Origin of the sequence: Enterococcus sp. DIV1375a, from assembly GCF_051712205.1 — a bacterium.
Lineage (GTDB): Bacteria > Bacillota > Bacilli > Lactobacillales > Enterococcaceae > Enterococcus > Enterococcus faecalis.
In genome coordinates, this window is sequence record NZ_JBIOOM010000001.1 from 248,840 (window position 1) to 263,409 (window position 14,570).

General features: G+C 37.2%; 13 protein-coding genes. 10 read left to right on the forward strand and 3 right to left on the reverse strand.

Translation table 11 applies throughout. The annotated features are described in order from the left end of the window. Window positions 1–153: 153 nt before the first annotated feature. The 3 genes from IGJ63_RS01315 to IGJ63_RS01325 are packed head-to-tail and all read left to right on the forward strand — an operon-like array spanning window position 154 to window position 2,325. Window positions 154–888 (forward strand): acyl-ACP thioesterase domain-containing protein, encoded by a 735-nt coding sequence (locus IGJ63_RS01315; RefSeq protein WP_010715004.1) that lies wholly within the window; start codon window positions 154–156, stop codon window positions 886–888. 50 nt (window positions 889–938) lie between these two features. Next, complete coding sequence (locus IGJ63_RS01320) at window positions 939–1,772, forward strand: DUF72 domain-containing protein (protein ID WP_002358361.1); 834 nt, start codon at window positions 939–941, stop codon at window positions 1,770–1,772. A gap of 16 nt (window positions 1,773–1,788) precedes the next feature. Beyond that, complete coding sequence (locus IGJ63_RS01325) at window positions 1,789–2,325, forward strand: haloacid dehalogenase (protein ID WP_002383648.1); 537 nt, start codon at window positions 1,789–1,791, stop codon at window positions 2,323–2,325. A gap of 22 nt (window positions 2,326–2,347) precedes the next feature. On the opposite strand, the gene IGJ63_RS01330 is transcribed toward IGJ63_RS01325, so the two are convergent. Further along, window positions 2,348–3,700: an aspartate kinase gene (locus IGJ63_RS01330; RefSeq protein WP_002385384.1), complete on the reverse strand. Its 1,353-nt coding sequence runs from the start codon at window positions 3,698–3,700 to the stop codon at window positions 2,348–2,350. A 186-nt stretch (window positions 3,701–3,886) separates the two neighbouring features. On the opposite strand from IGJ63_RS01330, the gene IGJ63_RS01335 reads away from it, so the two are divergent. The 3 genes from IGJ63_RS01335 to IGJ63_RS01345 all read left to right on the forward strand — a co-directional run bounded on the left by IGJ63_RS01335 (window position 3,887) and on the right by IGJ63_RS01345 (window position 7,766). After that, window positions 3,887–4,573: an HAD family hydrolase gene (locus IGJ63_RS01335; protein WP_010816277.1), complete on the forward strand. Its 687-nt coding sequence runs from the start codon at window positions 3,887–3,889 to the stop codon at window positions 4,571–4,573. A gap of 185 nt (window positions 4,574–4,758) precedes the next feature. Further along, window positions 4,759–6,495 (forward strand): septation ring formation regulator EzrA, encoded by a 1,737-nt coding sequence (ezrA, locus tag IGJ63_RS01340; RefSeq protein WP_002375789.1) that lies wholly within the window; start codon window positions 4,759–4,761, stop codon window positions 6,493–6,495. Between the two features lie 125 nt (window positions 6,496–6,620). Next, window positions 6,621–7,766, forward strand: coding sequence for a cysteine desulfurase family protein (locus IGJ63_RS01345; protein ID WP_002383651.1), 1,146 nt, complete (start codon window positions 6,621–6,623; stop codon window positions 7,764–7,766). Between the two features lie 53 nt (window positions 7,767–7,819). Here the strand turns inward: IGJ63_RS01345 and IGJ63_RS01350 are convergent, their stop codons facing one another. After that, the gene (locus IGJ63_RS01350) at window positions 7,820–8,512 is read right to left on the reverse strand and encodes a response regulator transcription factor (protein WP_002355236.1); all 693 of its coding nucleotides are present in this window, start codon (window positions 8,510–8,512) and stop codon (window positions 7,820–7,822) included. Beyond that, window positions 8,509–9,852 (reverse strand): sensor histidine kinase, encoded by a 1,344-nt coding sequence (locus IGJ63_RS01355; RefSeq protein ID WP_180758861.1) that lies wholly within the window; start codon window positions 9,850–9,852, stop codon window positions 8,509–8,511. The genes IGJ63_RS01350 and IGJ63_RS01355 overlap by 4 nt, the downstream gene beginning before the upstream one ends. Before the next feature lie 323 nt (window positions 9,853–10,175). Here IGJ63_RS01355 and IGJ63_RS01360 point away from each other — a divergent pair, with 323 nt between their 5' ends. The 4 genes from IGJ63_RS01360 to IGJ63_RS01375 all read left to right on the forward strand — a co-directional run bounded on the left by IGJ63_RS01360 (window position 10,176) and on the right by IGJ63_RS01375 (window position 14,543). Beyond that, window positions 10,176–11,153, forward strand: coding sequence for a DUF4822 domain-containing protein (locus IGJ63_RS01360; RefSeq protein ID WP_438745819.1), 978 nt, complete (start codon window positions 10,176–10,178; stop codon window positions 11,151–11,153). A gap of 184 nt (window positions 11,154–11,337) precedes the next feature. Next, complete coding sequence (locus IGJ63_RS01365) at window positions 11,338–12,303, forward strand: DUF4822 domain-containing protein (RefSeq protein WP_101731657.1); 966 nt, start codon at window positions 11,338–11,340, stop codon at window positions 12,301–12,303. Between the two features lie 173 nt (window positions 12,304–12,476). Beyond that, entirely contained in the window at window positions 12,477–13,280 is an 804-nt protein-coding gene (locus IGJ63_RS01370; protein ID WP_002364973.1) for an ankyrin repeat domain-containing protein, read from the forward strand. A 51-nt stretch (window positions 13,281–13,331) separates the two neighbouring features. Next, a complete protein-coding gene (locus IGJ63_RS01375; RefSeq protein WP_010816281.1) occupies window positions 13,332–14,543 on the forward strand; it encodes an amidohydrolase family protein in 1,212 nt (403 codons plus the stop codon). The last annotated feature ends 27 nt before the right edge of the window (window positions 14,544–14,570 follow it).

Genomic DNA, 14,570 nt, shown 5'->3' on the forward strand with positions numbered 1-14,570 from the left:
TTTTTAAGTAATATTAAGAATGTTTTTAAATAATAGTGTTTTTCAAAGTTTTGTTAATTTTTCATTCGGAATCGCAATTGAAGAAATCACGTGGTATACTTTTAAGAAGAAACAATGACACGAAAGTAGCCATTGGAAAAAGGAGATTATTTCGTGGGAAAAAAACATACATCCTCTTATGAAGTTGCCTACTATGACGGCGATTTTACTGGTGCAATGAAAATACCGGCTTTGTTAGCGGTTGTCATTAAAGTATCAGAAGAACAAACAGAATTACTAGGAAGAAATGCAGCTTATGTCGCCCAATTTGGCCTAGGATGGGTCATCACCAACTATGAAATAGAGATTCACCGCTTACCAAAAGTTGGTGAAAAAGTAGCAATTACAACGCAAGCTATGAGTTATAACAAATATTTTTGTTATCGTAACTTTTGGGTTCATGATGAAGAAGGCAATGAATGTGTCTTTGTGAAATCAACCTTTGTCTTAATGGATCAAAAAAATCGGAAAATCAGTAGTGTGCTACCAGAAATTATTGCACCTTTTGATTCTGAAAAAATCACTAAAATTTATCGCCATGAAAAAATTGAAAAGGTCACAGAGGGGAACTTTTTACCTTATCGTGTGCGTTTTTTTGATATTGATGGCAATCAACATGTTAATAATGCGATTTATTTTAATTGGTTATTGGATGTGTTAGGGTATGACTTTTTAACAACGCATCAACCGAAAAAAATTCTTGTGAAATTTGACAAAGAAGTAGAATATGGGCAAGAAGTCGAAAGTCATTACGAAATTGTCGAACAAGAAAATCACTTGAAAACACGCCATGAGATTCGGATTGATGGTCAAACCTATTGTGAAGCGAATATCGATTGGACCAACTAAGTTGAGATGACGGTTTAGAAAAATAAAAAGTTACGCAGAGGAGGAAGGACATGATTCGCTTAGGATTAACATCTTTTAGTGAACACGACTATTTAACTGGAAAAAAACGGGCCACGCTTTATGAATATGCCAGTCATTTACCGCTAGTTGAAATGGACACGGCGTATTACGGGATTCCTCCCAAAGAACGAGTAGCTGAATGGGTCAAAGCAGTTCCCGAAAACTTTCGCTTTGTCATGAAAGTTTATAGTGGAATCAGTTGTCAAGGTGAGTGGCAGACCTATTATGCAAGTGAAGAAGAAATGATCACCGCCTTTTTAGAAAGTATGGCCCCATTAATTGAAAGTAAAAAATTATTTGCCTTTCTGGTACAATTTTCAGGAACATTTGGTTGTACGAAAGAAAATGTCGCTTACTTGCAAAAAATTCGTCACTGGTTTAAAGACCTACCCATCGCCATTGAATTACGAAATAATTCATGGTATCAACCAAACTTTGTAAAACAAATGTTGCAATTTATGAAAGAAAATCAATTTTCACTTGTGATTGTAGATGAACCGCAGATTCCTACAAATCCAGTGCCCTTTTATCCGTATGTAACGAATCCTAATCTCGTGCTCTTCCGGTTTCACGGACGTAATGCGGCTGGCTGGTTAGCCAATGATGCAGAGTGGCGTAAAAAAAGAACCCTCTATCATTATAATACGCAGGAAATCGCTGATTTAAGCGAAGCTGTTTTAAAAATGTCGCAAGAAGCTAAAGAAGTGGGCGTAATTTTTAATAATAATTCTGGCGGCGATGCCGCAGAAAACGCCCTACAGATGCAAAAAGTCTTGAATTTGAGTTACGATGATTTGAATCCAAAACAATTAGATTTATTTTGAGAAAGAAGGTAGCTGAATGTCTGAAAAGCAATCCCCTTATGAAATGGCTTGTGCATTCCACGAGGTTTTTAATCCACAACAACCAGAGCAACCAACTGCTTTTTCGCCAGAGCTAGCCAGTCGACGAGCAGAGTTTAAAGTTGAAGAACTTGTAGAATTTTTATATAGTGCTGCTAATAATGACCAGGTGCTTTTTCAACAATTGGTCAACGGATTAAAAAAATCTGTCGATAAAGCAGAGCAGAAAGTCTTGGCGAAAGGCAAACCAGTATCTGATCCTTTAGTGGAGGAAGTGGATGCACTAGTCGATTTATTGTATTTTACTTATGGTTCGTTTTGCTTAATGGGCGTCAATCCAACAAAAATTATTGAAATCGTTCATCAAGCCAATATGGGAAAATTATTTCCAGATGGACAGCCACATTATGATCCGGAAACAAATAAAGTATTAAAACCTGAAAATTGGGAACAAGATTTTGCGCCAGAAGCTAAAATTAAAGCGGAAATTCAACGCCAATTGAAAATTACTGAGACCAATGAAAAAGACGAATGAGAAAACTCATTCGTCTTTTTCATTAATCATGGAAGAACGTCCGATATAAGGCTTTGATGGCTTTTTCTTCTTGTTCTTTTTTGATACCAAACATAATACTTACTTCCGAAGATCCTTGGTTAATCATTTCTAAGTTGATTTTTTCTTTGGCTAACGCCATTGTACTTTCAGCAGTAACCCCAATTCGTTGGCGCATGCCTTCCCCGACAATCATAATCATGGAAAGGTGATGCGTGATGCGTAACTCATCAGGCGCTAAAACTTCTTGGAGTTGGGCCATCAGTCTATTTTCAATTTCAGTTGTTAACTGGTCTTCTCTTAAAACAATTGTGATGTCATCAATTCCTGAGGGCATATGCTCATAGCTTAAGGCTAATTTTTCTAGTACTTCTAAAAGCCGTCGCCCAAAACCTAACTCTCTATTCATTAAATACTTACTAATGTAAATACTTGCGAACCCTTGATCACTAGCAATTCCTACAACAGGGGCATGCTTCACTTTGCGAGAAGTGGTAATTAGGGTGCCAGGATGATGTGGGTTGTTAGTATTTTTGATAACGACTGGAATATTTGCGCGATAGGCAGGCATTAAAGCTTCGTCGTGGAGGACGGCAAATCCTGCATAAGCTAACTCCCGCATTTCTCTGTAGGTCAATTCTTGAATCGTTTGAGGCTGTTCAATAATTCCAGGATGGGCGACATAAATTCCGTCCACATCGGTAAAGTTTTCATACAAATCTGCTTGAACACCTGCGGCAACAATGGACCCTGTGATATCGGAACCGCCACGAGAAAAAGTACAAATTTCGCCGGCTTCTGTATAACCAAAGAAACCTGGAATAACCAAGATTTGTTGAGTCTCACGATAGGCACTAATTTTCTCTAAAGCTTTTGGTAAAATGCGGGCATTGCCTGGCTCAGGTGTCACTAGGAGACCTAATTCTTTTGGACTAATGTAGCGAGCATCTAAGCCATTCTGATTGAAAAAACTGGCAACAACTTTTGCATTATTGTCCTCGCCGCTAGCTAAAAAATAGTCAAATAAAAAAGCATTGTTTTCTTTTGGTAAAGTGGCTAATTGGCGAATCGAAATAGCAATATCAGCTAAAACTGCTTTATCCAAGTGTAATTCATCAAAAAGATCTTCATAACGACGAATGATGGCAGAGATTGTCGATTCAATTTCCTCATTATTTAAGTAGCGCTGATAGTATTGAATCAATAAATCAGTCACTTTAATATCTTGCGGGGTTCGCTTTCCAGGAGCGGATACAACGACAAACGTTCGGCGCGGCTCTTCCTTGACGATTTGTAAGACTTTCTGTAACTGTGGTGCTGATGCTAGCGAGCTACCGCCGAATTTAACTACGTTCACGTTTATCACTCCTGTTTTTAATTATTTTCTCATTTGTAGATTAGTAAAAGGATACCGAAAAACATTTAGAAAAGCAACCACTTATTTTCAGAAAGTTAGGAAATCATGAAAATATTTGTTCTTCATTTTTTCTTAAAATTTTGTTAAACTGTAAAGATATGAGTCGTAACGAAGGAGTTAAATAGTATGACAGAATCCAAAACTGCCATTATTTTTGATATGGACGGTGTCCTAGTAGATAGCGAAGCTTATTATTATGAGCGACGTAAAGCATTTTTAGCGGAATTTGATTTGACCATTGAGGGCCTAACCTTGCCGGAATTAGTCGGTGCGGATATGCGTTCATTATGGCAAAAGATTGAACAAGTCAACAAAAGAGAGCTAGATATTGCTTTTTTAAATGAACAATACATAGCCTATAAAAAAGCGCATCCGATAGATTATTTAGCTGTGCTTGATGAAAATGCGAAACGTGTTTTACAATTTTTAAAAAGACAAGGCTATAAAATCGGATTAGCTTCTTCTTCCACAAAAGACGCAATTGAAGAGGTTTTGACAGTGGGGCAATTAAGTAGTTATTTTGATGCGGTCGTGAGTGGGGAAGATTTCGAAGAAAGTAAACCGGCGCCGGATATTTATCTGCACACGTTACAAGAATTAGCTGTTGCGCCACAGGAATGTATAGCCATTGAAGATTCAGAAAAAGGCATTGCTTCTGCCAAAGAAGCTGGGCTAGAAGTTTGGGCTATGCGTGATGAACACTTTGGGATGGATCAAAGTCAAGCGGATGCCTTCTTAACACAACTAAGTGATATTTGTAAAAAAATTAGTGAAAATCGGATCGATGAAAGCAGTGAATCAACCCCTTCGTAAGAAGATCGCGGGTTTTCTTAAAAAAATTTGTTATAACTAGTGAATGAATATACAGTTTGTGCTATAATTTTCTATAGGTATTTCTGCAAGAATGCCCTTTTTCAAGGGTCAGGAACAATAGATAACCGTGTGAAGAGAACAAACAACCTTTCTTTTATTATAGAAAAATTATCGGAGGAGCCAAAATGAAGAATAATTGGATTATCATTTTAGTACTAGTAATCGTTATTATTGCTGCGGTGCTATACTTAATTGGTTATTTTATGCGCAAAAAAAATCAAGAACAATTAGATGAATTAGAAGTTCGTAAAGAAGCCCTGTTTGACTTGCCAGTCTTTGAAGAAATCGATGACATTAAAAAAATGCATCTAGTTGGACAGAGTCAAAATAGTTTCCGTGAATGGAATCAACGTTGGGTAGAACTATCAACGCGTTCTTTCGCCGAACTAGAGAGTCAAATTTATGAAGTCGAAAATCAAAATGAAATTTTCCGTTTCATGAAAGCGAAGAAAGCAGTCGTGGAAGCGAATGAAACGATGACCGAAATGGAAGCCGAAGTGGAAGTCATTCGTAATGGCTTGAAAGAATTACGTGAAAGTGAAGAGCGCAATTCATTAGAAGTTCAAAAAGCTTTGGATGTCTATGAAGAATTAAGTAAATCACTAAAAGATGATAAAGCTAGCTTTGGTCCAGCATACTCCGAAATCCAAAAACAATTAAGAAACGTCGAAATTGAATTCACACAATTTGTCACACTAAATACATCGGGGGACCCAATCGAGGCTCGAGAAGTCCTAGAAGATGCGGAACGTCATACGTATGAATTGGAAGACTTAATGAAACGGATTCCACCAATGTATGAAGAATTAAATGAAACTTTCCCAGATCAATTAAAAGAAATCGAAGAAGGCTACAACCAATTATTAGCTGACGATTACGTGTTCCCTGAACAAAACTTTGCTGAAGAAATTCAACATGCGAAAAAACGTGTCGAGAATTCAATGGCTGATTTAGAGAAAACAGAGATTGCCGCAGTAGAGGTCGCAAATCGCGACACAGCAACGGCGATTGATGCATTATATGAAGTGATGGAACGTGAGATTGAAGCGAAGAAATATGTCGTGACCAATCAAAAAATTATTGACGATTATATTTCTCATTCCTTAAAAAATAACCGTCAATTAATGATTGAATTGGACCATGTATCACAAAGCTACACCTTAAATAACAACGAGCTAGGACGTAGTCGTGGTTTCCAAACGGAAATTGAAGAAATTATTCGCCGTCAAAAAGACTTGGAACCTCGAATGAAAGAACATACCGTTCCTTACTCTGAAATTCAAGCGTTCTATAAAGAATGCTATAAGATTTTAGATGATATTGAAAATCAACAATTAGAAATTGATGCTTCATTGAAAGAACTAAGAAAAGGCGAAAAAGTCGCCCAAGAAAAAGTCGACGAATACGAATTCCGTTTACGGAGTATCAAACGGTATGTTGAAAAGCAACGATTACCAGGTTTGTCTGCTGATTACTTAGAATTTTTCTATGTGGCAACGGATCGAATTGAAGATTTAAGCCGAGCCTTAAATAAAATGCGCATTAACATGGATGAAATCAATCGTTTGTGTGACTTATGCGAAGATGATTTAGAGTTATTAGATAAGAAAACAAAAGATTTAGTCAATGCAGCAGCTCTGACAGAACAAATGATGCAATATGCAAACCGCTATCGTCATACTCACGAGAACATCCGAACGGCTTTAGATAAAAGCATGTATTTATTCTCGACAGAATTCCGTTATCAAGATGCATTAGATGAAATTGGAACAGCATTGGAAGCTGTTGAGCCAGGGGCGTTCAAACGAATCGAAGATTTTTATTTTAAAAATATCAATAACCCTAATCTAACAGCAATTTAATTAAACAATCACTAAACAGAGGTTTGTCGACAGACAAGCCTCTGTTTTTATGGCGTGGGGGTGACTTGAAGTGATACTTTAGAAAGTATATAATGGGAAAGAATTTTAAAAAAGAAGGGTGACAAATGATTTATTTTGATAATAGTGCAACTACACCGATTTACCCCCAGGCTTTAGATACATATGTAAAAACCAGTCAGCGGATTATTGGCAATCCGTCTAGTCTGCATGACTTAGGCAACCAAGCGAATCGGCTCTTACAACAAGCACGGAAGCAGATTGCGGAGCTAATCAATGTTTCAGCAAATGAAATCTATTTTACAAGTGGCGGAACTGAAGGAGATAATTGGGTTTTAAAAGGAACGGCAATCGAAAAACGAGAATTTGGTAATCATATTATTATTTCTGCAGTGGAACATCCAGCAGTTACAGAAACAGCGGAACAATTAGTCGAACTAGGTTTTGAACTTTCTTATGCGCCAGTGGATAAAGAAGGTCGTGTAAAAGTCGAGGAACTACAGAAATTAATTAGAAAAGAAACGATTTTGGTTTCTGTTATGGCAGTCAACAATGAAGTGGGAACGATTCAACCAATTAAAGAAATTAGCGAGGTTTTAGTGGAGTTTCCTAAAATTCATTTTCATGTAGACGCGGTTCAAGCAATTGGGAAAGTTAATTACTCAGAGTGGTTAACGGATCGGGTGGATTTTGCAACGTTTTCTGCACATAAATTTCATGGACCACGAGGCATTGGTTTTATGTATTGGAAACAAGGAAAACGTTTAGCGCCGCTTTTAACAGGAGGCGGGCAAGAAAACAACCAACGCAGTGGGACAGAAAACGTACCAGCAATTGTGGCAATGGCCAAAGCGTTACGTTTGCATTTAGAGAACGAACAACAACGGCCGCAACATGTGGCGACATTACGGAGTTATTTATTAAAGGCGCTAGAAGAATTTCAAAATGTAACTGTTTTTTCACAAGATAATGAACATTTTGCGCCACACATTTTATGTTTTGCTTTGAAAGGGATTCGTGGCGAAGTGCTGGTCCATGCATTGGAAGAAAAACAGATTTATATTTCGACTACGAGTGCTTGTTCTAGCCGGAAAAAAATGGCTAGCAGCACCTTGTATGCCATGCATGTGCCAGGGGAATTAGCGACTTCCGCTGTGCGCATTAGTTTAGATGAAAGCAATACAATGGCAGAAATTGAACAATTTATGATTGTTTTCAACCAACTTTATCAAAAATTTTCTCGTGTAAATTAATAAAAAAATAAGTCGGAGCCTAGAAATAGGTTCCGACTTATTTTTTGTTCTCTTTATCGATTGAAGCGGTAGCCACTTCCCCAGAGTGTTTCAATTGGAGAGTCAGAAAGATTGGCTTTTTTTAATTTTTCCCGAATCCGTTTAATGTGAACAACGACAGTCGAAACCTCAGTATCTAAGGCATCAAACCCCCAGACACTTTCAAAAAGTTCTTCTTTATTCCACACACGGTTAGGATGTTCCATCAAGAAAACCAACAATTTGTATTCTTTGCTTGTAAAAATAACTTCATTTTCTAAAACAAACACTTTGTGGGCGGCAGTGTCGACAGCGATTTCATTGATTTTTAGTAATTGTGGCGGTTGCTCTGCCTTGCTTAACAATTGATAGCGGTTCATATGGGCTTTTGCTCGAGCGACCAATTCATTGGGACTAAACGGTTTAATTATATAATCATCCGCACCTAAGCCAAGACCACGAATTTTATCAATATCTTCTTTTTTAGCCGAAACAATCATGATCGGCGTTTGCTTTTTTTTCCGAATTGCACGACAGATTTCAAAACCATCCATAGTTGGCAGCATCACATCTAAAATAATTAAATCAAAGGGCTCATTTAAAGCTGCTTCCAATCCTTTTTTTCCATCATGTTCGATTGTGACAGTCATATCGTTAATTTCTAAATAATCTTTTTGCAAATCAGCAATACTTGGATCATCTTCAATAATTAATACATGTGGTTTCATTTTTCATCCTCCAACAACGGCAGCGTAATTATCACGTTGGTGCCGTCTCCTTTTTTACTTGTGACAGTGATTGTTCCCTGATGATAGTCAATAATTTGTTTGACAATACTTAACCCCAAGCCGCTTCCTTTGACCGTTGGGGTTCGAGATTTGTCCACACGATAGAAGCGTTCGAATAAATAAGGTAATTCTTTTTCATCGATACCAATACCATTATCTGTAATGGTTAAAATTAAGTCTGTTTGATTATGCGTTAAAGAAATCGTAAAGGCTAGTTGTTCTTTAGTGGGATCCGCAAATTTAATACTATTTTGAATTAGATTGGTAATTACGCGATTCATCTGCGTTGGATCCATTTGAACATATAAAGCTTCGGTGGGAAGGACAGAAGTGATCACGAGTTCTTGTTCCAAACGGTATTCTTCAAGAATATGTGCAATAAAACGAGTGAAATTGGTCTTTTCCATTGTAAAGACAGCACGGTCTAGGTCTAATTTAGAATACAAAAATAATTCTTCAATTAAATCATTGAGGCCTAAACTTTTTTCATGAATGACCGTTAAATAGCGCTGTTTTTTTTCTTCGGTATTGGCAACACCATCCATCAAGCCTTCAACGTAACCAATGATAGAAGTAATTGGTGTTTTTAAGTCATGAGAAATATTGGCAATTAATTCTTTCCGATTAGCTTCATATTTTTCGCGTTCCGCATTGGCTTCTTCTAAATCTTGCCACATTTGTTCAAAACTAAGTTGGAGCTGTTTGACTTCTGTTGAGACGGTTTGGTGGCTAGTTGGTGTAAATGGATTTTCTTTTTGGGCATCCTTACCCAATGTTTTAGTCGCTTTTTCTAATGCTTCTAATGGCTCGATAGTGGTTTTGGTTAAGCGCTTATTAATGAGCCAAGCTGCCGTAATTGCTACAAGGATAATTAACAAAATCATCCAGATAATCCAGCGTGTGAAGAATTCAAAAAGGCTGCTTTCGCGTTTCAAGACAATAAAGCTCCCGTTAGAACCATCTAAATAATGAAAATCGGATTTGACATAATGATACAGACGCCCTGCGTTATCCAGTGTGCCAGTTGGCGTAATATTATTCATTTCGTAGTTTGGAATATGTACAGACAAAGATTTTTCTACTAAATTATCCGAATAATAAGGAAACCGTGCATTCTTTCGAATAATCACACTTAATCCTTTTGCTTCAATTGTTTGAATCGTTTCCTTTAATTCTTTACTCAAAGGCGTATCTAGTAATTTCGGTGATTTTTTTAGCAGTTGATCTAAGGCCAAATAACTTTCTTCTTCGTTAGCGGTCAATGGTCGTTGCTTATTCATCATTCGGTAAGCTTGGGGCAAACTGGGGACAGTTCCTAATGTGATGTAAGAAGCTAAGGATAAAACAGCTAAAACAGAGGCTAAAGTAATAATGATGGCACTAATATAAGAAATAAAAAAGCGGCGTTTAATGGTCAAAAGCGTCCCTCCTAGTGGTTTTAATCTATTTCTTACTTATAGTGTATTACAAGTGAACAAAAAAAAGCTAGTATTGTTATTAACTTTTTTTCATTTGTTTATAATTTGTTCATTTTTCGGCAAGTAGGAGTTTATAAGGCTTTGCTATTCTAGATATATCAAAAAGAAAAAGGGGATTACCAACCATGAAAAAGAAAAAAGTTTTTAGTGCGCTTACCTTATTAACCTTTAGTACGTTGTTGATTGCAGGCTGTGCTGGCAGAGCCAACTCTGCAACAGATAAATCAAGTGCAGCTAGCTCAAGCACTGCAGTCTCTAGTTCAGCAGAAGCAGCTAAAGAGCAATCAAAAGGACAAGAATTAACAGAAATTTTATCCAGTACTGATTGGCAAGGCACAAAAGTTTACGACAAAAACAATAATGATTTAACAGCAGAAAATGCTAATTTTATTGGTTTAGCAAAATATGATGGTGAAACAGGTTTTTATGAATTTTTCGACAAAGAAACAGGTGAAACCCGTGGCGATGAAGGCACATTCTTCGTGACAGACGATGGCGAAAAGCGTATCTTAATTTCGGATACACAAAACTATCAAGCAGTGGTTGATTTAACGGAAGTGACGAAAGATAAATTTACCTATAAGCGAATGGGGAAAGATAAAGATGGTAAAGATGTAGAAGTCTTTGTAGAAAATGTCCCTTATTCTGACAAAAAGTTAACTTTTACGAACGGTCGTAAAGATTTAGAAACAGAAACTGGCAAGATTGTTACCAATGAACCTGGCGATGACATTTTAGGGGCCACATTATGGAATGGCACGAAAGTTTTAGATGAAGACGGTAATGATGTTACTGAAGCAAATAAAATGTTTATTAGTTTAGCAAAATTTGATAATAAAACAAGTAAATATGAATTCTTTGATTTAGAAACGGGTAAAACCCGTGGAGATTTTGGTTACTTCCAAGTAATTGATAATAACAAAATCCGTGCCCATGTTTCAATTGGTGACAATAAATATGGAGCTGCATTAGAATTAACAGAATTAAATGATAAACGTTTTACGTATACACGAATGGGTAAAGACAATAACGGCAAAGAAATTAAAGTTTTTGTGGAACATGAACCGTATGAAGGCGACTTTACGCCAGACTTCACGTTCTAATTAGTCAATTACGAGTAGATGAAGTGGCCAAAAGAAAGTAAAGGATTCTTTTGACCACTTTATTTTTAACAAAAAAATAGTTTATAGTTGTTTTTAATCGTTTATAAATTGTTCATTTTTCTGACAGTGGTAGTTTAGAATCGTTTGTTAAGATAGGTTTATCAAAGAAAAGGAGCGATGCTTTATGAAAAAGAAAGTATTAAGTTCGATTACTTTAGTAACATTAAGTACGTTACTGATAGCAGGTTATGCAAGTCCAGCATTTGCAGATCATGCAGCCAATCCAAACAGTGCTACAGCAAATTTAGGTAAACATCAAAACAATGGCCAAACAAAAGGCGACAAGGCGACTAAGATTTTATCTGATACGGACTGGCAAGGAACCCGAGTTTATGATGCTGCAGGTAATGATTTAACGGCAGAAAATGCTAATTTTATTGGGTTAGCAAAATATGATGGTGAAACCGGTTTTTACGAGTTTTTCGACAAAAATACTGGGGAAACCCGTGGTGACGAAGGAACATTTTTTGTGACAGGTGATGGTACAAAACGAATTTTAATTTCGCGGACACAAAATTATCAAGCCATAGTGGATTTAACTGAAGTAAGTAAAGATAAATTTACTTACAAACGTTTAGGAAAAGATAAACTGGGGAATGATGTCGAAGTTTACGTGGAACATATCCCTTATCATGGGAAAAAATTAGCTTTTACAAATGGACGTGAAGCATTAACCAATCAAACTGGCAAAATTGTGACAAATAAATCAGGGGATAAAATTTTAGGAACAACCTTGTGGAATGGCACAAAAGTCGTAGATAAAAATGGGAATGATGTGACAGCGGCCAATCAAAATTTCATTAGTTTAGCGAAATTTGATCCAAACACAAGTAAATATGAATTTTTCAATTTACAAACGGGTGAAACCCGCGGCGACTTTGGGTATTTCCAAGTGGTGGACAATAACAAGATTCGGGCCCATGTATCTATTGGTACGAATCGTTACGGTGCGGCGCTAGAATTAACGGAACTAAACAATGATCGATTTACGTATACTCGAATGGGTAAAGATAACGCTGGTAATGATATTCAAGTGTTCGTGGAACATGAACCTTACCAAGGAACTTTTAATCCAACATTTACCTTTTAAAAACTAGACATGAGAATAGGAACCAAAAGCAGGACTTCCTGCTTTTGGTTTCTCTCTTTTTAAAATAGAAAAACAGAGAAAGCGTTTTAATCGACAAATAAAAAAAGATTCGTTAGATTAGAACCACTGGAGAAAAATCTCATATTTCTCTCGAGGAAAGGAAGTTGAGCACAATGAACAAAAAAATTTTAATGGGGCTATTAAGTGTCGTGACCATTCCATTACTTGCTGCGTGTCAAGGAGGAGAAACACCTTCCGCAGCGTCAAAAAATAGTCAAACGGTGACTACTCAAAGTAGTGCAAAAACTGAAAGCACCAGTACAACCCGTTCGGTGGCTCAAACAACATCAAAAGAGGAAGTGAAAGAACCGATGAAGACCTATGAAGTGGGTGCGCTTTTAGAAGCAGCCAATCAACGAGATACGAAGAAGGTCAAGGAAATTTTACAAGATACTACTTATCAAGTGGATGAAGTCGACACAGAAGGCAATACACCGCTCAATATTGCTGTGCACAATAATGACATTGAGATTGCAAAAGCGTTGATTGATCGGGATGCCGATATTAATCTGCAAAATAGCATTAGTGATAGTCCCTATCTTTATGCGGGAGCGCAAGGACGTACGGAGATTTTAGCGTATATGTTAAAAAATGCGACACCAGATTTAACTAAGCATAACCGTTACGGTGGCAATGCGTTAATTCCAGCAGCTGAAAAAGGACATATTGACAATGTGAAGCTCTTGTTAGAAGATGGACGAGAAGACATAGATTTCCAAAATGACTTTGGCTATACAGCATTGATTGAGGCAGTGGGGTTACGTGAAGGGAACCAACTTTACCAAGATATTGTAAAATTGTTAATGGAAAATGGTGCGGATCAATCCATTAAAGACAATTCTGGTCGAACAGCAATGGACTATGCCAATCAAAAAGGTTATACGGAAATTAGTAAAATTTTAGCACAGTACAACTAAGTATTGTGTCCTTTCGGGAAGGAATAAATACAGGTAGGAGTGAAGGAAAGTATGAATTATTGGTTAAAAAATGTTCGAATTGAAACAGGGTATCAAAAAGAAGGTGACTGGTTATCTGGGACAGTAACCAAAGAAGTGGCAATTGAAGTAACAGATGGAGTATTTACAAAAATCATCCCCAATGAAGAATTGGTAGAAGAACCTGGGTTGACAATTATTGATGGTCACCATCAATTGATTTTACCAGGTTTGATTGAAAAACATTGTCACTTTGATAAAAGTAAACTAGGTGTTCCGTGGTATCCGGTGACGCCAGCGAAGTCAATTGTGGAACGTGTCGAAACAGAAATCCCTTATTTAGATAGTTTAGAACTTTCTTTAACAGAACGCGCCAACCATTTAATTGACTTAGAATTACCACATGGCGCGACAGCTTTCAGAACACATGTCGACGTGGAACCGATGACAGACTTACGTTATTTTGATGAAGTCCAAGCGTTGGCCCAAACGAAACCATTTGCGGTAGAAATTGTCGTCTTTCCACAGCACGGCTTACTGCGTTCAGATTCCGTTGAATTAGTTGATCAAGCATTGGCAAAAGGTGCCGATTTTATTGGTGGCGTGGATCCTTATTCACTAGATGGTGATTACAAAAAATCATTGGCTGAAACATTCCGCTTAGCAGATAAACATGGTGTCGGTGTGGATATTCATTTACATGACCGTCACGAAGCTGGGACAACAACGATTAAAGAAATTATCCGTTTAACGAAAGAATATGGCCTACAAGACAAAGTATTTATCAGCCATGCCTTCGGGTTAAATGATTTCATTGGTGAAGAACGTGACGAAGTTTATGATGCTTTAGCAGCAGAAAAAATTCATATTAATTCCAGCGTACCAATCACACCTAACACGATTCCGCCAATTATGGAATTGTTACGTCATGGAGTCAATGTCCATCTTGGTTGTGACAATATCTACGATTGCTGGTCTCCTTATGGTGATGGCTCATTACAAGAAAAATTGGCTCGTTTAGGTGAACTTTTTAATGTGAAAGATCAAGATGCTTTAACACAATTATTAGGCTTAGTGACAGATGGTATCACGACTTTAGATGAACAAGGGCAAGCAAATTGGCCGCAAGTTGGTGCTGAAGCAACTTACTTACTCACTGAAGCAGAATGTGCGGCGGCTTTTGTCGCTCGTCAGACACCAGTGGAAATCAGTGTGGTAAAAGGAACCACACTTTATCAAAAATAACAAAAAGAAGCGAGATTTCTCGCTTCT

Excerpts from the sequence above, each read along its gene's own strand:
- IGJ63_RS01360 (WP_438745819.1), top strand. The coding sequence starts at position 10,176 with ATGAAAAAGAAAAAAGTTTTTAGTGCGCTTACCTTATTAACCTTTAGT.
- IGJ63_RS01355 (WP_180758861.1), bottom strand. The coding sequence starts at position 9,852 with ATGAATAAGCAACGACCATTGACCGCTAACGAAGAAGAAAGTTATTTG.
- ezrA (WP_002375789.1), top strand. The coding sequence starts at position 4,759 with ATGAAGAATAATTGGATTATCATTTTAGTACTAGTAATCGTTATTATT.
- IGJ63_RS01370 (WP_002364973.1), top strand. The coding sequence starts at position 12,477 with ATGAACAAAAAAATTTTAATGGGGCTATTAAGTGTCGTGACCATTCCA.
- IGJ63_RS01335 (WP_010816277.1), top strand. The coding sequence starts at position 3,887 with ATGACAGAATCCAAAACTGCCATTATTTTTGATATGGACGGTGTCCTA.
- IGJ63_RS01375 (WP_010816281.1), top strand. The coding sequence starts at position 13,332 with ATGAATTATTGGTTAAAAAATGTTCGAATTGAAACAGGGTATCAAAAA.
- IGJ63_RS01350 (WP_002355236.1), bottom strand. The coding sequence starts at position 8,512 with ATGAAACCACATGTATTAATTATTGAAGATGATCCAAGTATTGCTGAT.
- IGJ63_RS01325 (WP_002383648.1), top strand. The coding sequence starts at position 1,789 with ATGTCTGAAAAGCAATCCCCTTATGAAATGGCTTGTGCATTCCACGAG.
- IGJ63_RS01345 (WP_002383651.1), top strand. The coding sequence starts at position 6,621 with ATGATTTATTTTGATAATAGTGCAACTACACCGATTTACCCCCAGGCT.
- IGJ63_RS01365 (WP_101731657.1), top strand. The coding sequence starts at position 11,338 with ATGAAAAAGAAAGTATTAAGTTCGATTACTTTAGTAACATTAAGTACG.
- IGJ63_RS01320 (WP_002358361.1), top strand. The coding sequence starts at position 939 with ATGATTCGCTTAGGATTAACATCTTTTAGTGAACACGACTATTTAACT.